20 protein-coding genes are annotated in these 19065 nt (G+C 54.1%); 4 read left to right on the top strand and 16 right to left on the bottom strand.

What is annotated here, in order from left to right; translation table 11 throughout:
- Positions 1-50: 50 nt before the first annotated feature.
- From ACP7IZ_RS12645 to ACP7IZ_RS12630, 4 genes are all read right to left on the bottom strand, one after another.
- Positions 51-584, bottom strand: a complete 534-nt coding sequence (locus tag ACP7IZ_RS12645) for a hypothetical protein (protein ID WP_006117365.1) — start codon at positions 582-584, stop codon at positions 51-53.
- 185 nt (positions 585-769) lie between these two features.
- Positions 770-1063 (bottom strand): type II toxin-antitoxin system RelE family toxin, encoded by a 294-nt coding sequence (locus ACP7IZ_RS12640; protein ID WP_003618711.1) that lies wholly within the window; start codon positions 1061-1063, stop codon positions 770-772.
- Positions 1060-1320, bottom strand: a complete 261-nt coding sequence (locus ACP7IZ_RS12635) for a type II toxin-antitoxin system RelB/DinJ family antitoxin (RefSeq protein ID WP_003618686.1) — start codon at positions 1318-1320, stop codon at positions 1060-1062. Before ACP7IZ_RS12635 ends, ACP7IZ_RS12640 begins: the two co-directional genes overlap by 4 nt.
- A 213-nt stretch (positions 1321-1533) precedes the next feature.
- Positions 1534-1896 carry a hypothetical protein gene (locus ACP7IZ_RS12630; RefSeq protein ID WP_012813198.1) on the bottom strand — a complete coding sequence of 121 codons (363 nt, stop codon included), beginning with the start codon at positions 1894-1896 and terminating at the stop codon, positions 1534-1536.
- A gap of 149 nt (positions 1897-2045) precedes the next feature.
- On the opposite strand from ACP7IZ_RS12630, the gene ACP7IZ_RS12625 reads away from it, so the two are divergent.
- Positions 2046-3133 (top strand): IS3 family transposase gene (locus ACP7IZ_RS12625; RefSeq protein ID WP_114012474.1). Its coding sequence is split into 2 segments (ribosomal slippage): positions 2046-2307 and positions 2307-3133, totalling 1089 coding nucleotides; the frame shifts between segments, so codons are not numbered across the junction.
- Positions 3134-3167: 34 nt separating this feature from the next.
- Here ACP7IZ_RS12625 and ACP7IZ_RS12620 read toward each other — a convergent pair.
- Complete coding sequence (locus ACP7IZ_RS12620) at positions 3168-3953, bottom strand: LysR family transcriptional regulator (protein ID WP_006116390.1); 786 nt, start codon at positions 3951-3953, stop codon at positions 3168-3170.
- A gap of 101 nt (positions 3954-4054) precedes the next feature.
- Here ACP7IZ_RS12620 and ACP7IZ_RS12615 point away from each other — a divergent pair, with 101 nt between their 5' ends.
- Positions 4055-4816 (top strand): SDR family NAD(P)-dependent oxidoreductase, encoded by a 762-nt coding sequence (locus ACP7IZ_RS12615; protein WP_063355005.1) that lies wholly within the window; start codon positions 4055-4057, stop codon positions 4814-4816.
- 40 nt (positions 4817-4856) lie between these two features.
- Here ACP7IZ_RS12615 and ACP7IZ_RS12610 read toward each other — a convergent pair whose 3' ends face one another.
- From ACP7IZ_RS12610 to ACP7IZ_RS12565, 10 genes are all read right to left on the bottom strand, one after another.
- Complete coding sequence (locus tag ACP7IZ_RS12610; RefSeq protein WP_063355004.1) at positions 4857-6629, bottom strand: AMP-binding protein; 1773 nt, start codon at positions 6627-6629, stop codon at positions 4857-4859.
- 14 nt (positions 6630-6643) lie between these two features.
- Complete coding sequence (locus tag ACP7IZ_RS12605) at positions 6644-7891, bottom strand: MSMEG_0569 family flavin-dependent oxidoreductase (protein WP_035366434.1); 1248 nt, start codon at positions 7889-7891, stop codon at positions 6644-6646.
- A gap of 16 nt (positions 7892-7907) precedes the next feature.
- Positions 7908-8195, bottom strand: coding sequence for an MSMEG_0570 family nitrogen starvation response protein (locus ACP7IZ_RS12600; RefSeq protein WP_020936672.1), 288 nt, complete (start codon positions 8193-8195; stop codon positions 7908-7910).
- Positions 8183-9361, bottom strand: a complete 1179-nt coding sequence (locus tag ACP7IZ_RS12595; RefSeq protein WP_063355003.1) for an MSMEG_0565 family glycosyltransferase — start codon at positions 9359-9361, stop codon at positions 8183-8185. The genes ACP7IZ_RS12600 and ACP7IZ_RS12595 overlap by 13 nt, the downstream gene beginning before the upstream one ends.
- Positions 9358-10329: a sll0787 family AIR synthase-like protein gene (locus ACP7IZ_RS12590; protein WP_193561004.1), complete on the bottom strand. Its 972-nt coding sequence runs from the start codon at positions 10327-10329 to the stop codon at positions 9358-9360. Before ACP7IZ_RS12590 ends, ACP7IZ_RS12595 begins: the two co-directional genes overlap by 4 nt.
- A complete protein-coding gene (locus ACP7IZ_RS12585; RefSeq protein ID WP_063355002.1) occupies positions 10326-10889 on the bottom strand; it encodes an MSMEG_0567/Sll0786 family nitrogen starvation N-acetyltransferase in 564 nt (187 codons plus the stop codon). Before ACP7IZ_RS12585 ends, ACP7IZ_RS12590 begins: the two co-directional genes overlap by 4 nt.
- The gene (locus ACP7IZ_RS12580; RefSeq protein ID WP_012813221.1) at positions 10886-11995 is read right to left on the bottom strand and encodes an MSMEG_0568 family radical SAM protein; all 1110 of its coding nucleotides are present in this window, start codon (positions 11993-11995) and stop codon (positions 10886-10888) included. Before ACP7IZ_RS12580 ends, ACP7IZ_RS12585 begins: the two co-directional genes overlap by 4 nt.
- Positions 11992-12966: a Nit6803 family nitrilase gene (locus ACP7IZ_RS12575; protein ID WP_063355000.1), complete on the bottom strand. Its 975-nt coding sequence runs from the start codon at positions 12964-12966 to the stop codon at positions 11992-11994. The genes ACP7IZ_RS12580 and ACP7IZ_RS12575 overlap by 4 nt, the downstream gene beginning before the upstream one ends.
- A 24-nt stretch (positions 12967-12990) precedes the next feature.
- Complete coding sequence (locus tag ACP7IZ_RS12570) at positions 12991-13473, bottom strand: MSMEG_0572/Sll0783 family nitrogen starvation response protein (RefSeq protein ID WP_045543339.1); 483 nt, start codon at positions 13471-13473, stop codon at positions 12991-12993.
- Between the two features lie 340 nt (positions 13474-13813).
- A complete protein-coding gene (locus tag ACP7IZ_RS12565) occupies positions 13814-15235 on the bottom strand; it encodes a PLP-dependent aminotransferase family protein (protein ID WP_063354999.1) in 1422 nt (473 codons plus the stop codon).
- A gap of 435 nt (positions 15236-15670) precedes the next feature.
- Between ACP7IZ_RS12565 and ACP7IZ_RS12560 the strand changes: the two genes are divergently transcribed.
- Positions 15671-16294: an alpha/beta hydrolase gene (locus ACP7IZ_RS12560; protein ID WP_082823246.1), complete on the top strand. Its 624-nt coding sequence runs from the start codon at positions 15671-15673 to the stop codon at positions 16292-16294.
- A gap of 3 nt (positions 16295-16297) precedes the next feature.
- Here the strand turns inward: ACP7IZ_RS12560 and ACP7IZ_RS12555 are convergent, their stop codons facing one another.
- Positions 16298-17176, bottom strand: coding sequence for a LysR substrate-binding domain-containing protein (locus tag ACP7IZ_RS12555; RefSeq protein ID WP_012813226.1), 879 nt, complete (start codon positions 17174-17176; stop codon positions 16298-16300).
- A 203-nt stretch (positions 17177-17379) separates the two neighbouring features.
- On the opposite strand from ACP7IZ_RS12555, the gene ACP7IZ_RS12550 reads away from it, so the two are divergent.
- Positions 17380-18900, top strand: a complete 1521-nt coding sequence (locus ACP7IZ_RS12550) for an MFS transporter (RefSeq protein ID WP_063354997.1) — start codon at positions 17380-17382, stop codon at positions 18898-18900.
- Positions 18901-19065: the final 165 nt, after the last annotated feature.

Below are 19065 nucleotides of genomic sequence, written 5' to 3'. Positions count from 1 at the left end.
GTTACGCGAAAGCCGCCGGTCTGCAAAAGCGGTGAGAGAGGGGCCTTCGGCTAACCTTGGTCGGTGTGGTCGCGCTTGAAATGAATCTCTCGCCGCCCTTGCACGCGCTTGAAAATCGCTCTGGTAGCGGCCTGATGTAGGATGCGTATCCACATGATTAATGTATCTAGGTTCGGGTAGAATTCTAGCGCATCGTCGAAATTATATTGAGGCATCATGATTTCTGAATCTTCAGACACTCTGAATGTGCTGAGCACAAGGCGCATACGATCGACATCCGTGTGAGCAATGACTTTGTTACGCCTCTCCTTCAGCCGCTCGTGGAGGGTCAACTGCTCGGTGGTAGCCGTGATGCCCAACGTCTCCAGCGTGAGCTTTGGCAGCCCATTTGAGTAGGAAAATGGTCGCCAGTATGCGACGACAGCGGCGTCCTCAAAGCATCGTAGGCGCCGACGCTCGATCCGCGAAATCGGTTCATCAGGACTGACCTCTGAAACGAAGTCGAGCGCGCTGAGGGCCATTTGGAAGTCAGCCATCGCCTGTATGATGCGGATATCGCCCGCTGAAAAATCTGCTTCATCCATTTTAAGAATTTAGGTAGTGAAGCATGCGACTATCTCCGATCGCTCTCTCGACGCTGCCGACATCTTTATAGCCACCTCGATGGCAAGTGGAATTTGTAATGGTCATGTCTGCTATACGGAAAGCGATTTGACCAACTGTATGACCGACATGAGGCGGGAGCTGACTTTCTACCAAGAAAGTAAATTCACTCCGTTCGCTTCGAAGCCAGTTCATAAATCTCATTATCGGCTCTCCGGCCAACGGCAATTACATAGATGACGATCCGTTCGTCGATGACCTGATAAACAAGGCGGTAACCATCTTTCAGAAGCTTGATCTTATAAAACCCTGATAGGTCGCGATGCAGTTCGTTTCCTGGAGAGTGAGGGTTCCAGATCAGCTTTTCCAGCTTCTTTTCAAATTTCTTACGCACGCTGCCGTCAAGAGCATCCCACTCTCTGAGTGCTCTGTCGTCGAATTCAAGACAATACTCTTTCATTCGCGATGACGGTTCTTAAGCTCTGCAAAAGTCATACGATGCTTTTGGGCAGGGTTTTTTAGGCGTTCGCGCACAATCTCGATAAGCTCCGCATCCTCGTCTGTGACAAGCCTCCGCTTGACGGGAGAGCGACCCGTTTCAGCAATATACGCGAGCGTATCGCGCAGTGCGTCAGAAAGTGAAATGCCTTGAGCCGACAACTTCTTAACTGCGGCTGCCTTCAGCGTTTCATCTACCCGGAATGTAACAGCAGACATACAAAGCCTCCTTGCGTGTATGCACATATGTATCACAGCTGTTGGTACAAATGAAGCGAAAGATGGTCGATGCTGATGTCTGCATTCGAGAAACCTGATCGGTTGCGGAAACGGCAGAAAAGAGGCGTTCACAGACGGCAAAATACTCGGCACTTAAAGGACAATGCGCAAAGAAACTTCAGAAGCAATCCACCATACTTCTCAAGCCAATGGTTACGAAGTGACCATCGAGGCTATCTTGGCGGCAACGATGGCACTAATCTCAGCATGCATATCGACATTATGTCCAGGTGCGGAAATTGAAACAACCAAAGCATAACGCCCCTTGTCATTGAACCTCTTCTGACCGGGATGAGTTTTCCACCAGCCGGTAACAGGATAGACCCCAATAGCATCATGCAAGGCGAGGTCAATCGCCCGCCCGCGCCAGAGGTCGCAATGAAGAGACCCGGCTTGCGTTGCATTCGAACCAAGCAGCCAGTAAGCGCCTTCCTGTTGTACACCGGGGGTGTCTTTCTCCTGCTGGCCGGAAACCCTGCGTTTAAATTGCTCTTTTGTGTCGCTTCGCTTTTTCATGGGAAACCGGAGACCGAAGGACCGATAGGTCTCAGGCCGGGTTGCCGCGCGACCAGAAAGGTTTGGTTCGACGAAGTAGGGTAATCCCCCCATAAAAAGAGTGATTTTTGAATGAGAATTTTCTCAGCGTAAGAATTGAGGAGATTCTGATGAAGAGTGATCGCTTTACTGACGCCCAGATCATGGGTGTGATCCGCCAGGCTGAGGGCGGTGTCCCGGTTCCTGACCTGTGCCGGGAGCATGGGATCAGCAACGCCACGTTTTACCGGTGGCGCGCGAAATATGGCGGCATGGATGCTTCGATGATCAGTCAGATGAAGGCTCTGGAAGAGGAGAACCGTCGGCTGAAGCGCATGTATGCGGATCTGAGCATGCAGACGGATATCCTGAAGGAAGCCCTGGGAAAAAAATGAAGCGGCCAGCCCAGCGCCGGGAACTGGCCGCACAGGCTGTGGCGCATCATGGGGTCAGCATTGCGCTGGCCTGTCGGATTTTTGGGATATCCGAGACCTGCTTTCGCTATCGTCCGCGACTGGCAGCGGAGAACGACAGGATTGCCGCTCTTCTGGTGGGACTGACCCAGGCTCACAGGAGATGGGGATTTGGTCTGTGTTTCCTGTATCTGCGCAATGTGCAGGGACAGCTCTGGAATCATAAGCGGGTTTATCGGATCTATCGGGAACTGGAGTTCAACCTGCGGATTAAACCCCGCAGGCGTCTGGTTCGCGAAAAGCCTGAAAAGCTGTCGGTTCCGGCCCTTCCCAACAGGGTCTGGTCCATGGATTTTATGGCGGACAGGCTGATGGATGGACGTGCTTTTCGGCTCCTGAACATTCTGGATGACTTCAATCGTGAAGGACTGGCGATCGAGGGTGATTTTTCCCTGCCAGCCTGTCGGGTTGTCCGCTGTCTGGAACAGGTTATGGAGTGGCGTGGCAGGCCAGAAGCCATCCGAATGGATAATGGCCCTGAATATGTCAGTCATACGTTGGTTTCATGGGCCGAAAAACAGGGGATTACCCTGATCTATACGCAACCGGGTAATCCGCAGCAGAACGCCTATATTGAACGCTACAACAGAACTGTCCGGCAGGAATGGCTGGAGCAGTATTTGTTTGAAAGCATTCAGGACGTACAGGAGGTCGCAACACAATGGCTCTGGACATATAACCATGACAGACCCAACATGGGGAACAGCGGGCTAACCCCCGCCCAGAAACTAAAAACAGCTGCCTGAATTCTCATTCAATGCCCCACTAAAAATGGGGGGATTACCGAGGGAAATCAGGGAGAACCTCGATCAAGGTGCCATTTGCAAGATCATCGGCAAATCCATAGCGTGGAACCTGCACGATGCCAAAACCGAGCCTGGCTGCTTCGGCATAGGTATCCACGCCCCCGACCAACAAACGTGCAGGGAGTGACCTCTCAATCACATCCTCTCCGCGCGTAAACTCCAATGGCAGGGGCTGGCCGGTACGTGAGGATACGAAGCCGATCATCTGATGCCCCTCGAGATCGTCAGGAGAGGCAGGCATTCCGTGCCGCGCCAGATAGGTTGGGCTGGCGAGCGTCACCTCCTCCATCACGCCGAGAGGCCGGACGATCATGTCGCTGTCCGACAGGCTTCCAGCCCGTACAACGCAGTCCACCCCTTCGCGCACCAAATCAACAAACCGTTCGCCCTCACCGAGATGAACGGTCAATGCCGGATGCCTTGTCATAAAATCTGGAAGCGCTGGTAGCAGGATCATCCGCGCCAGACGCCCAATCACATGGGCCCGCAACAGACCTGCTACAGCACCACTCGCGCCACGATCTGCATCCTCAAGATCCGCCAGGATCGCCACACACCGGCGATAGTAGGTAGCGCCTTCCTCGGTAGGTCGAACATGACGTGTTGAGCGATGTAGCAACCGCGTGCCAAGTCTTTGTTCCAATCTTTTGATCGCTGCAGTCGCTACCGGACGCGAAATACCGCAGTCCGCAGCGGCGGCAGTGAAACTGCCACGATCAACAATGCGCAAAAAGAGATTAAGTGTCGCAAACCTGTCCATAGGATTGTTTCATGGAGCAAAACAATGCTGACGGAAAGAGTGATCTTATCGAACAGACATCGTTATGGCCAAGATAGGTTTCTCAACAGATGGAGATATCCATGCCAGAAGCACACACCATTGCCATTGTCACGGGCGGAAGCCGTGGACTGGGCCGCGCAACCGTTGAAGCTCTCGCCCAACGCGGCGTCTCATCTCTCTTTACCTATCACACCAACAAATCCGCAGCTGATGAAGTGGTCAAAAGTGTCCAGCACAGCGGAGCCCGTGCAGTCGCTCTGCAACTCGATACTGGAGATACGCACGCCTTTCCTGCCTTTGCCGACGAAGTCCGGCGCGTGCTGCGCGTATGGGGAAGCGAACGTTTCAATTATCTGGTCAACATGGCAGGTACGTCCCATAGCGGGCTATTCGGCGAGGTGACAGAAGAAGATTTCGATGCTGCCTACCGCATACATGCCAAGGGTCCATTTTTCCTGACGCAGACACTTTTGCCGCTGATCGCGAACGGTGGCCGGATCGTGAACATCTCATCTGGACTGACACGCTTTGCCTATCCTGGCTGGATTGCGTACGCTGCTATGAAAGGCGCCGTGGAAGTCATGACGCATTACATGGCCAAGGAACTCGGACCGCGCCGCATTGCTGTTAACACAGTAGCGCCAGGTGCAATTCAGACAGATTTCTCAGGAGGTATGGTACGCGATAACCCCGAGATTGCTCACCACATCGCGGAAGTAACCGCGCTTGGACGTCCAGGACTGCCAGACGATATCGGCCCCATGATCGCATCGCTGCTCTCCGAGGACAATCGCTGGGTGAATGCACAACGGATTGAAGTCTCCGGTGGTCAGGCCATCTAAGATCTGGTCACCCCTTACACAGAAGGCCATGTTGGTACCATTAGGACACCAGCAAGCGTTTTCGCGTAATTTTTCCGGATACGGTGGTTGGCAATCGCCCGACGAAGCGGACTTCTTTCAGACCAACCCAACGCCCGAGGACTTCGTTGATCCGCGCAACGATTTCCTCGGAAGAAGGCATACATTCCGCCTCGGAATCAGGAACGACATAAGCGATAGGTCGCTGCCCTCTCAGTTCATCTGGAATTGCGACCACGGCACACGCGTGAACGGCAGGATGGGTGGCGATGATCTTTTCGATCTGCACGCCGGAAATCCGCCTTCCTGCAACCTTGATGACATCATCGGAACGTCCGAGCATATGAACTGCGCGGTTGGCCTGAATCATGCCTTCATCGAAGGTGCGGTAATACCTGCGCGTTTCATCAAGATAAGCGGACGGAACACGGATAGCCCCATTCTTCCATATTCCAGCGAGACACCCAGGCGGTAACGGCAGCGAAAGAACGATCTCCCCGCACTGCTCACCGGGTATGGAGGGCACGATGGCCGGACGAAATCCCGGCGCAGGCCGCCCGATGTCATTCATGAGAGAAACTGGCTCACGTTCGGGTAGACCGAAGAAATGCGCGGTGATGCTCCATCCCGTTTCCGTTTGCCACCAGTGATTGACCACAGGTGTGCGAAAGTAGGATCGAGCCCACTCCAGCAACGTCGGATCCGCATACTCTCCAGCTACGAAAACACGGGCAAGAGCGGGCAGGATCACCTCTGACAGATGACGGCTCTCCTGTCGCATGAGACGCATCTGAGTGGGCGTGGTAAACAGGCATTTCACTCCATGCTCATGACAGAGCGTGCGAATGGCGGACGCAGATGCACCGCCTTCGACGATGACGCTGGTACAGCCGCTGATCAGCGGCGCATAAACACCATAGGAATGACCAACAACCCAGCCAAGGTCCGATGTAGTAAAGAAGGTATCACCGGGTTCGCAGCCGTAGATCACGTCCATGGACAAGGCGAGAGCCACAGCATGGCCGCCATTATCACGCACAATGCCTTTTGCGTGCCCCGTCGTGCCAGATGTGTGAAGAATATAGAGTGGATCTTCGGAGCGTAGCACGACGGCCTCTACAGACGTGGACTGTTCCAGCGTATGGAAATCATGATCCCGCAATGGCATCAATGATGTCCGACATGCTGCGCGTTGCACAATCACGCAAGCCTGTGGCAGGTACGCTGCCAAAGCAAGTGCATCATTCAGAGCAGGGGCAGACGGAATGGGCGTCTGTCCCTGAAAGCTGCAACTGGCAATGATAATGACTTTCGGAGCCACATCATCAATCCGTCGTGCCAACTCCGGTCCGGCATAACCGGCAAAAACCACAACATGCACAGCCCCTATCCGCGCACATGCCAACATAGCTATGGCTGTCTCGATCATGGTCGGCATGGCAATCAGAACGCAGTCGCCTTTCTCCACTCCGAGCAGGCGTAGGCCGCCGGCAAATCCGGCCACCCTGTCCTGCAGTTCGCGATAGGTCACGACCTGCTGTTCCTTGGTGGCGCAAGAATGCCAGATCAACGCTACCTGCTCACCGCGACCATTCTCCACATGCCGGTCTACGGCATTGTGGCAGGTATTGAGCGTGCCGTCAGGGAACCAGTCATGCCAACCGTCTGTTCGCTCCCGGCAGGCCATCGCAGGCTCCTGCTTCCATGTGATACGCTGCGCCGCACTGAGCCAGAATTCCTCTGGCTGGTTCAGTGCCGCATCATACATCGCTTCATAAGTTGTCCATGGAAGCATGGCGCATACTCCGATCAGGCTATGGGCACGTCTTTGCCGGTGATCTGGCTGGCCAGCCACGCAGCATCACGGGAAATGCCGGAAAACCGCCCGGAGCCCCATGTATGCAGCCATGGCAGACCAAGAAAATAAAAGCCCGGCGCATCCGTCACGCCCCGATGCCAGACCGGCTTGTTAGCACCGTTGAAGACGGGCACATCGATCCAGCGGTAGTTCGGACGGAAGCCGATGCACCAGACGATCGATGTGATTCCAGCGGCCTTCAGATCGAGCGGCGTGTTGCTTCCATCAGGCTGCCAGACAGGTACGTAAGGCGCTTCCGTCGGTGCATTGATGTTTTCGCGAGCAATATAGGCATCAATGGATTTCTTGATGTCTGCATTGGTCTTGTCCGCATCGTCGAGATGTTGCTTTAGATCTGGAAGAAAATGCGCAACCTCATCACGGATTGTCTCAAGCGTACCATGCAATCCTACCCCTTCTTTTGCAAAAAGACGCAGATCAAGGTCATGCCCCCCATTGCGGCCGGTGACATAATGGTTGGTCTTATCCCGCGCCCCTTCCCGTAAGGGGTGATTATCCACCGTCAGATCATAGAAGTGCATATCCGCCAGCCAGTCCACAACGTCACGGCCACGGTAAAAGCGTGAGACACGCGGGGCGGAGCCGACACACAGATGGACCTTGCGTTTTTCAAGGAACAGGTCCTCGACGATCTGTGCACCGGACTGACCGCTGCCCACGACCAGGACAGCCCCTTCAGGCAACTGGGCCGCATTGCGGTAATCCTGCGAGTGAACCTGAAAGATTGATGGATCGATAGCACTCGCATATCCGGGGATCACCGCATCCTGGTACGCTCCCGAGGCGATGACCACATGCTTTGTGTGCCAGGTCTCACCGCCCGCCACCACACGATAGCCACCGGCCTCATGACGTGTGATGGAGGTGACGGCTGTGTGTTCACGCAGCGGGGGATTGAACGAGTTAACAAAGCCTTTGACGTATTCAATGATTTCCTGCTTCACCATGAAGCCGTGTGGATCTTTTCCCTTGTATGGGTGGCCGGGAAGTTCACATTGCCAATTCGGTGTGACCAGGCAGAAGTTGTCCCAGCGCTCATCGTCCCATGAGTGACAGGCGGTCTTGGATTCAAAAACGATATGATCCACTTTTTCGCGACAGAGATACCAGCTCAGGGAGAGCCCAGCCTGTCCGCCGCCCACGATGATAACAGGAATGCTTTTTTCGTTCTGTGTCATGGTCGTTCTTTTCGTCTCAGTATCTGAAAGACAGGACGCGCACCTGCGCATCGGGTCGATTAAGGAAAGGCGCACTGCTCTGCTGAATGACGTGCAGCTGGCCAAGGGCGCGACTGCACGGAAAGCCGTAACGGGCACGAACCCGTTCGCTCGCCTGGGTCAGAGCCGTATCCGCCTTTTCAAGAAACTCCCGGACCGGATAATCCTGACCGGGTGTGAAGTGGTCCCTTATGACCAGCGATGGGGAGTAACAGTCGGTCTCGTTCCCATCGGGCCAACGCACGCGAAAGGTCATTTCGGGCATGGTGACAAAACTCCTGAAGCCGGGACGTCAGCGTGCTGTAATGCCGCGAGACGCCGATATGCGGGGAGATGCCGACTGGCGACGCTGTCCCAGTCGAAACGGCGGGCTGTTGCGGGGCCGCTGAGCCGGAAATGGTCACGGCTTTCGACGCGCAGGGCGTCGCGCAACGCCATGAACAAGGTGTCGGGGTGCGCCGGTTGGCACCACAGCGCATCCGTTGCCGAAAAATGTTCCGTGAAAGGTAGCGCGGCTGGCACCACCACGGGGATTCCACAAGCCAGGGCTTCCAGCGGGCACAGTCCGAACCCCTCGGTTACGGATGGATAGGCCAACACGTCCGCCTGCCGGTAGAATGAAGGCATGTCTTCATCAGCAACTGGCCCGGTGATGGTGACATGATCGGCCGCACCGCTTTCGCGCAGACGCTCCATGAATCGGGTGCGGTAGGCAGAATGATCCAGCAGCGAGGCCCCGCCTGCCACAATCAGATGCACATCAGGCTGTTCGCAACGAAGGGCCAGAAATGCGTCGAGCAAGTGCAGCGTGTTCTTGCGCTGCTCGATCCCGCCCACGGACAGGATCAGGTGCTGACCGGCAGGCAGATGATACCGCGCTCGCAACGCGGCATCGTGCGCGGTTGCTACGGGTGAAAAGCGCACGGGATCAACCCCGTTGCCCACGACCGGAGCTTCGCGGCCATGGTCGTTGCGCAGGACATCTTCCCACATTGTGCTGACGGTAAACAGTTCGGCCGCCGCCCTGATCCCCCGTTCCTGCCGCGCGGCAAGGACCGGGTGCGTGAAATGGTCAAGATGGTGGACCGTGCGGGCAAAGCCCGGTATCCGCCCTTCCCGCACCAGATCGGCCAAAGCATTGGCGCTGATCGGGTCCTGCGCATGCAGCACGTCAAAATGCTGTCCGCGCAATGCGTCTCTGATTTCGCCAATACGACGCTCCACCAGTGTCGGCAGATCAGTTACAGACGCGGCTGGGATGCACCAGGTTGCGCAACGGGGTTTGCGGAAGAAACCCGATCCTGTCACGTCCGGTGCGATCAGCGTTGCATCGTGGCCCGCGTCACACAGAGTTTCCGCTAGCGCCATGCCGTGCACCACGCCGCCACGCGGATTGGTCGAATGGGTCAGAATGCCAATGGACAGACTCATGGCGCAAATCCCATGAGTGAGGACCGGGCGAGATCCCAGAAGGTTTCTTTCTCGTCCGCCCATATGACATCCAGCCGCTGCGTGCTCTCACACCGCCCGATGACAGAAGCAGCAATGCCACGTCCACAAAACCGGGCTATGATCGCGTGGGCATCTTTGGGACGCGCCGTCAGCAGGTATCCGTAGCTTGGGAATGCAGACAGCCAGCGCTCCATCGGAGCATCCTCAGGCCGTGGAATGTCATCGAGCGTAATGGTCATGCCGATGCCTGAACATTCGGCCAGCATGAGAGCGGTCCCCAGCAGACCGGCCATGCTGATGTCCTTGGCAGCACGGCTCAGGCCATCTTCGGCAATAGTGGGCAGAAGTTCGATGTCCCCACGCAACCGGGCCGCTCCCTCTGTGCCGCATAGCCCGGAACTGGCATCCCAGAACGGGTGCGGATCGTGCCAGCGACCGCGCAGATCAATGGCAACGATCAGCACCTCGCCCGGTTGGGCGTCGAAGCTGGTTAGCAGATGACGGGCACGACCAAGGATTGCCACTGAGAGCGAATTATGGGTACTGCGCATGTTGGTGTGTCCACCAACAACCGGCACACCGTAGGTGTTCGCACCGTCATGGAGACCCGTCAGGATGGACGCGGCCGCCTCGGACGTATCGCTCCACAACGCATCCACCACCGCCACGGGACGGCCGCCCATCGCAGCGATGTCGCTGACATTGACCATCGCGCCGCAATACCCGGCAAACCACGGCATTGAGCGGACAAAGCTGTCCTGAAAGCCCTCGCTGGCCAGCAGGAGATAGCCATCGCTATCCGGGATCGCGGCGCAGTCATCGCCAAGACGGACAGCTTTGGCACCTGTCCCTAAAATCGCGCTAACTTCTGCAATATCCTGCTTAGCCGCAAGAGAGCGCCCCATACGAAGCGTGCGCAGGAGTGTGGTGAGCTCATGTGCCATCATGCCACCTGTCGTATCCGGGGTTGCGGACGCAGCAGCCAGGTCTGATCGAGACCGTGCGCCGGATAGCGTGACAGATCAGCCTCCATGTCGTGATGCGGCAGGCCATGCAGCGTAATGACGCTGAGACTTTTCCAGTGCAAGCGACGAAAGAACAGCACATTCTGTTCCTGCACCTGGGCCAAAAACCGTGTAGCCCCCAGACCGTGTGCCGTACTGACGGCCATGCGGATGAGTTCCGCCCCGATCCGCCCCAGCTTGCGGTGATCAGCATGCACGGCCAACCGGGAACCGCGCCACACACCGGGCTCTGCTTCGTGAATGCGCACTGCCCCCACGATCCGGTCCGGCATCCCCGCCATGCAGCAGGCGGCAATGATGGGAATGGCGTCCTCATCAATCGCGTCGCGGTCATCCTCTGCAAAAACATGCTGTTCACTGCAGAACACTTCACGGCGGAGCGCATGATAACCGGCACGCTCCCATGGCGTGCGGGCAAGGCGCACAACATATTCCGTCGGAATGAACGGCCGGTCTTCCATACCTTCGAGGATCGTGCTCATTGTTCGTACGCCGAAAGCGAGGAACAGGCGCCACAACGTCCACACCCGGCCCGGATATCGGTGGATTTCATGTTCGCTTCCCGGAGCATCCGCCCAAGCGGTGCCAGCACGGATTTCATAAACTCGGCTGAAGGCGGGACATGATTTTCCAGTGGGGTGCCGGAAATGGGCACAAACGGCACCACGAAGGGATAGACCCCCAGCGCAATCAGACGCTCGGCGAGAGCCAGAATGTCCTCGGGGCTGTCGCCAAGACCGGCCAGAATGTAGGTATTGACCTGCCCACGACCGAAGATCGGCACGGCGCTGGCGAAAGCGTCCATGTAGCGATCGACGCTGACCGTGGCCTTGCCCGGCATGATCTTCTCACGCACTGCCTGCGTGGCGGCTTCGAGATGCATACCCAGACTATCGGCTCCAGCTTCCCGCAAACGCTGGAACCAGCCGTGATCACGTGGCGGCTCGCACTGAACCTGAAGCGGCAGATCCACCGCCGCCTTGATGGCACGGGCTGACTCCGCCAGCACGGCAGCACCCCGATCAACCACATTGGGCGTGCCGGTCGTCAGCACCATGTCGCGCACGCCGTCCAGTTCCACAGCAGCTTTGGCAACTTCGGCAAGCTGCGCCGGTGTCTTGTAAGCAATCGTCCGGTCCGCCTCCAGCGATTGGCCAATGGCGCAAAACTGGCAGGATGTGCGCCGGTCGGCATAGCGGATGCAGGTCTGGTGCACCGTGGTCGCCAGCGTGTCACGGCCATGCAGTAGCGCGATCTTCCAGTAGGGAATACCGTCTGCCGTGCTCAGCCCGTAAAAGCGCGGGGCAGCCGGGAAATAGATCGTACCTACTGCCCGCCCATCGCGTAGCAGCATGCTCGTCCCGTGCTGGTCTGGCGGGCTGGCCTGAAACGGTGAATGCTGCGCGCCAGACGTATAGACCGGAACCATGACGGTCTGGCCCGCAATGGTGATCGTCTTGTGATCCGAAGGACCAGCGCCTCCCTTGCGGGCAATGCCGCCAGTCTGCTCGCCGATCTGCAGTCCGAAGGACTGGAGATCGGTAACGAGCTTGCGACCAGAAAGTGTACCGAGCGTCGGAATGGTCATGACGCAGCCTCATCTGTAGATGTGGAAACCGGATCGGCTTCACCAACGTAATGAACGGTACGGGCAGGCCGCCGATCCTGAAGCAGACTAAGCAGTTCAGGCCGTGCATAATGCCCTACAGAGTCCATCATCCGCTTGCGCTTGGTGATAAGAGCGAAATCAAGATCGGCAATCACCATCCCCTCACCTTCCGTCAAAGGCGGGGCCAGAAGCTTACCTTCGGGAGAGACGATGGCGGTAAAGCAGCCTCCTCGCAGCGGCCCTTCAAGTGCAGGGTCTCGCGCAATATCCTTGATCTGATCTTCCGTCAGCCAACCCGTGGCATTCACAACGAAACAGCCGGATTCCAGAGCGTGATGACGGATGGTGACTTCCATCTGATCGGCGAAGATCTGCCCCACCAGTGAACCGGGAAACTGGGCGCAGTGGATTTCTTCATGTTGGGTCATCAGCGCGTAGCGCGCCAAGGGATTGTAATGCTCCCAGCAAGCCAATGCCCCGATGCGGCCAGCGGCACTTTCCACCACTTTGAGCCCTGACCCGTCACCCTGCCCCCAGATCATGCGCTCATGATAAGTTGGGGTGATCTTGCGACGTTTGAGAAGGATCTCACCTGTCGCGTCGAAGACGATCTGCGTGTTATAGAGTGTGCCAAAATCCCGCTCATTCACGCCCAGCACGACGACCATGCCGGTATCACGTGCGGTTTCGGCCACCATGTCCGTCACCGGACCAGGAATGATGACGGCGCGTTCATAAAGTTCCAGATGTTCGCCGCCGAAACGGAAAGCTGGCTGGATGAACGAGAAATAGGGGTAATAGGGCACGAAGGTTTCAGGAAAGACCGCCAGCTTCACACCTTTTTCGGCGGCTTCACGGATGGCCTGACAGACTTTCCGGGCTGTCCCCAAACCGTCATCGCCGAGGACGGGACTGATCTGGATGGCAGCAGCGCGAACGATACGTGACATGGCTTGCGGTCCTTCCTTTGGCCTTTAGAGAGTCCAGGTATTGAGGATGAAAGCGTTGTCACGACGCGCAAGGAGGATAATGTCGAGCACATCTTGCGGATTGATCGGCGTGATGCCTGGGATCAGGTTCTGCTCACCGTATCCGTAGAGCGCCTGAAGCGCGAAACGGCAGGCATAGACTTTGCCGCCCTCTTCAATAATTTTTGCAATCTGCTTGTTGCAGTTCATGTGCCCTGGAAAGGCTTCATCACCCAGACGTGGGAAACCGCGCTGCACGCCAAGAGTAACACCTGGTCCGTACAGCAGAACGGATGTTTCAAAGCCTTTGCGGATTAGACGTGTGGCCTGAAGCAGATTTACAAACCCAACCGAACCTTCATTGGCGACGGTATGAAAAGTAATAAGAGCTTTTTCGCCTGGTTTGGCTTTGACGTCTTCAAAAACCTTGTTTTCATAATTAACGAAGCAATCACCATCCTGATATGGTGCATGTTCGACTTTTGGCATGATATCTCTCCCGTGTGATGCGATCTCCAGCCAGAAACCGGAACTGACCGCTGTGCCGAAGTGAACGTGACACGGGATAACCAAATGACAAAATATTGTATGTACTTAGAAATAAGTACAAATAAAACAAGTTTAACAGTTTATTGTCTTACAAAGGCATACAGAAACATACAAAAATAATATTCAAGACATACAATTCCAAATGACGCGCATAACTATATGTTTTATCGTCATTTTTTAATCACGCATTCGTGAATGATGCACTTTTTTGTTTTTCGGACATTCAGGCGAGACTCAACGAAATCAAATGAGTCCGTTGAGTCCCAAACCCAAAACCATGTCATACAATATCGGCGAAACCGGGAGAACGCTTATGCTGAAGAACGGACACCACACCATTTAAAGATTCTTCAAGACTTGCTGCATCTGGTGCGCTGCCAAGCGCGATGCGCGCGCGCTGTGGTGGCTCACCACTAATTGTAAAAACTGTGCTGGGGACCAGAGCAAGACCACGTCGGCGTGCATAAGCGACAAAGTCCGCACTGCCCCACCAATCAGGCAATTTCAGCCAGACATGTGGACCGTTCGGATTCATGCAGTGTCCTTCCCCTAAACAGTGTCCTTCCCCTAAAACCTTTCGCGCAATGGATTGCCGCAGGCGAAGTTCTTTGCGGATGGCATGAAGAATCGTTTCCGCTTGCCCCGTTTGCATCCACCGCGCAGTAAGCGCGCTCAATAAACCTGCATTTGTCAGAGCGATCGCCCGAATGGCAGCTGTCACACGCCGGGTCATATCTGCATTCGGCAAGGCGACGTAGGCTGTGCGCAGGCCTGGGCTCAATGTTTTGGCAAGCGTAGCAATATAACTGACCCGACTATGATCCAGAGCTGCCAACGCTGGCAGTGGCTCATCCATCAACAGGCTGTAAGGATCGTCTTCGGCAATGTGCAAATGATGACGCTGCGCCACTGCGAGAATATCCTTGCGCCTTTGCAGTGACATTGTCGCTGTGGTGGGATTATGAATGGTGGGAATACAGTAGAGTAGTCGTGGATGATGTTGCGAACACACTCGGTCTAGCTGATCTGGCATCATGCCTTCAGCATCACTGTCTACACCAACCAGAATAAGATCAAATTGCGCTGCAATGGTTCGGATCCCTGGGTAGGCAATACGGTCCGTTACAATCACGTCTCCTGGTTGGGTATGCGTGCTGACAATTGCTGCTAATGCGCTTTGCGCACCGGGAGAAACCAGAACTTCTTCTATGCGCCGATGACCGATAACAGGTGCTATCCATTTTGCGCCAAGCTGACGCTCCTCAATAGTGCCCCCAGTTACCCTGTAGGACATGAGACTATTCAAATCCTGCTGCTTCAAGATAGCGGAGATATCACTCTGAATAATACGCTGGAGCGGTGGATCCTGAGGAATAGGCGGCAGATTCATGGTAAGATCAACCACCGCAGGTCCGGTATGGCGCCAATGGCTTTCACCGGCACCGACGCGCACAAAGGTTCCCCGCCCTACGGTTGCATCAATGAGACCACGACGCCTTGCCTCGGTAAATGCACGCGTTACAGTTGTCAGGTTGGTACCAAGATAATCTGCAATCGTTCTTTGCGGGGGAAGTTTATCCCCTTCCCGCAAATCACCTCTCCGGATGGAAAGAGCCAAGGCATCAGCAAGTGTCAGGTAAATGGCATTCGGGCTTTGACTGATTTCTTCTTTCCAGTGAGCCAGATAAGGATAGGCTGACATGCGTGGCGGCTTCCATATATTCGACAAGATTGTATTGCACTACATCCCATACAATCCATGCAATGCATAGCGCAGCCGCTTATCTGTGAGAACAATTGTCTCCACATTACTACGATTTAACTCATAGCATTGTGCACAACACGCAAGTTCAGACTTTATTGCCTTGTGGCAAATCTGTTTTAGAACAAGTAAGAAAAATGAAGAAACTTATTCCGTTGTGGCTGAGCAATGCTTGAATATTTATATGTCTTTTTAGTATCAATTATTTTTTTAATAATACCTTGCACGACAGCTTATGCTCGTCCTGAGCAGTCACACTCTGTCAGCACCATACGTTCTGATATAAATGAACAGGTTTACAGCATACCTTTTAAAGGAGGTGGTTACGTAAGAGTGCTCTTTTGCATCCCGGCAACCCACCGAGGAACAATCATCATGTTTCCTGGCGGTTCTGGTGATATTGGCCTTGGGAAAAATGGCGTAATCCGACACGATCATAACTTTGTTGTCAGAACACGCCGGCTATGGAACAGACAAGGCTACGCAGTCATTATTCCAGATACAATCAATCATATTAATCTAAGAGGACAGCGCAGTTCCGCGACCTATGCAGGACTGATCCAAAGTATCATTGCTTTTGCACATGAAGAGGCAATAGTGCCTGTGTTTCTTTTTGGAACCAGCCAAGGCGCAATCGCTGCCGTAAACGGTACCGCGCATGCAGCTTCAGGAACTATTGCAGGTGTCGTGCTCAGTGAATCTGTATCAGTCATGGGAGGCAGCAAGGAAACTGTTTTTAGTGCAACCCCGCAAAAAGTGACAGTACCTGTTCTTATTGTGGCCAACCAAGATGATCGATGCGATGTCGCACCGCCTCAAGCCGCCCAACAGATTGCTTCCGGCATGACAGCAAGCCCTGAAGTGCGCGTGTTCATGGTTTCTGGTGGAATAACAAAATCAAAAAAGAATTGTGGCTCCTTAACACCTCATGGGTATTTTGGCATTGAAAATGATGTCGTCGACAAAGTCAGTGCGTGGCTGGATGCCAAATCCCGATAATCTTCAGGCTATTGTTGTTTGAATCTGAGAAATCAGATGACGTACGGCTGGTGCAACCTCATCTGAGCGAAAAATGGCGGCAATTTCTGAAACGATTGGTTCTCCCACAATATCGCGGAAAACAACGCCCGGCAAATTGACGACACTTCGTAAAGCACTGGGAATAACCGAAATACCATTGCCAATTGAGACCTGTGTCAACACAGCCAGTAAGCTCCCTGGCGTAGAAACAATACGGGGCGTAAATCCACCTCGACTTGCGACCTGAAATGTGCCGAAAGCCTGCTCGGGCAATATAAAAGATGCGTTGGCAATTTCGTGCGGCGTAACCGGGCCTTCCGACTTTTCTTCGACACCAGGAATCACGGAAAGTGCCAGGCAAAAGTGATCGCGGATCAATACATGGTGACTCAATAGCTGTGGCATCGCCATAGGCAGCCTTACAAAACCGATATCTACGTCACCGTCCGCAACCAACTGAGGCAGTTTATCCATGGGGAATTCACGTACTTTTAAAAGCACGTCTGGATAATTCTGCGTAAATTGGTTCATCTGGTCTTGCAGTATCCCCGTATAAGCAGCTGACGCAACATAACCAATCTCTATCCGACCCAATTCACCGCGCCCAGCACGACGACCGGCGTTCTCCGCTGTTGCAAATTGTTTGAGCACGCGCCGTGCTTCGGAAAGGAAAACCTCTCCCGCAGATGTAAGCGTCACAGAACGCTTTGTTCGGTTGAGAAGTTGAGCTGATAATGTGCGCTCAATTTCCTGTATCTGCACAGTCAGAGTGGGCGGGGAAATATTCAGCCGTTCTGCCGCCCGTGTAAAATGAAGTTCTTCCGCCAAGACCACAAAATAGCGGAGATGTCTCAGTTCCATTCCTCTATCCCCCTCCCCGCATTATTAGGCAAAACCTAATAATAACGAAAATAACCACCAATGACGAGAACCAAGGCATGACCTAGCGTTACAGACTAATGCGCTCTGCAACGGAACATCGCCATGACACAACTCTTTCAAGCCAATCATGATGAACTGATTATCGGAACTTCTAATGCTATCGTGAAGCGATGGGGACCTCGATGACATCCTCGCGCGTAACCAATCCGTTATTTGTCCTTCTGGCGGCTTCAACTGGCTGTGCCTTGACTGTGCTTGATACCAATGTGGTGGCAATCATCCTGCCAACCATTGCTCGCGAGTTTCGTGCAAGTTTCGCGGATATTGAATGGGTTATCAGCACATATGTTCTGTGCTTCGCATCTCTCCTGTTGCCCGCTGGAGCCATTGCAGATCGGTATGGACGCCGTCGCATCTATCTGATTGGAATTACGACATTTGCCCTTACCTCGTTGTTTTGCGGAGCCGCCCCATCTGCCACAGCACTATATCTGGCCCGTGCTTTACAGGGCGTAAGTGCTGCATTTTTGTTAGCACCTGCTTTAGCGATCATCGGACATACGTTTCATAATCCAGATGAACGGAACCGCGCATGGGCCATTTGGGGAAGTATCATGGGCCTTACCATGGTTCTTGCTCCTATTATTGGTGGTATTATTGCCTATGCGCTCGGTTGGCGGTGGGCGTTTTATATCAATATTCCAATCTGCGTCCTACTTGCTGGCGCAGTCTTTATTCTGGTCAAAGAATCACGTGATACTGATGCCCGAAGACTGGACCCGGTCGGGATTATATTTTTCGCTGCATTCATGTTCGGTCTGACGTGGGGAATGATTAACGGTCAGGCAAGCGGTTGGACCTCATGGAACGCCCTGAATGGTTTTATTGGAGGAAGTATCTCCTTAGGCATTTTCATAGCATCTGAACGTGCCCAATCACGTCCGATGTTAGATCTTGGCCTATTCTCCAATCCCCGTTTTCTGGGAGCTGTCTGGGCGATGTTTGCTTATGCAGCATCCGCTCAGGTTATGGCCTCAATGCTTCCGCTATTTCTCCAAAACGGCTTAGGCCGCTCAGCACTTCAGGCCGGCTTCGCCATGTTGCCTTTTGCCCTGGCAATGTTGATTTTCCCACATATTGGACGTCTTCTGGAACGCCATATCTCTTCGAGCGGTATTCTAGCCGGTGGTCTGTCATGCGTCGCCATTGGCAATGGAATAACAGCATGGGGAGCATATGTCGGATCATGGATCATTGTTATGGCTGGCATGGTCGTCATTGGAAGTGGGGGCGGCCTTCTCAATGGGGAAACACAAAAAGCTATCATGAGTGTTGTGCCAAAAGAACGATCTGGCATGGCGTCAGGGATCAGTACGACTTCACGATTTTCCGGGATTTTGCTTGGTTTTGCCATGCTTAGCGGCATACTCGCAACAATGGTAAGGAAATGGGTTGCCGCCTTTGGATGTGGCACTGGTTGCCATCATCCATCAGACTTCGCCGATGCCATCGTTGCCGGTGATCTACCCAGTGCTATTTCCGGTTTAGAGGGTTCCAATCAAGAAATCGCCATTCAGCATGCACATCATGCTTTCTCTTATGGTTTTGCCGTAGCACTTCTTGTGGCATCAATTTTCGCATTAGGATCATCAATTACTGTCTTTACACTGATGCATTCAAAGATGAAACAGAATATAACCTAAGTAAATAATAAATACTTAATGTGTAATGATAGATATTTTGCAGATTCTCTAGAGTGAATTGCCCCGGGTTTTGTGGAGACGTTTTTTATCTGATTTAAGCGGCTAATGCATGTGATTTCTGTTGTGCATAAAAGCGTGCCTCAGCTTCTGCTGGCGGGATGTTTC

This window comes from Acetobacter sp. AAB5, from assembly GCF_050106715.1.
Lineage (GTDB): Bacteria > Pseudomonadota > Alphaproteobacteria > Acetobacterales > Acetobacteraceae > Acetobacter > Acetobacter oryzifermentans.
This window is presented reverse-complemented; position numbering and strand designations above follow the sequence as displayed.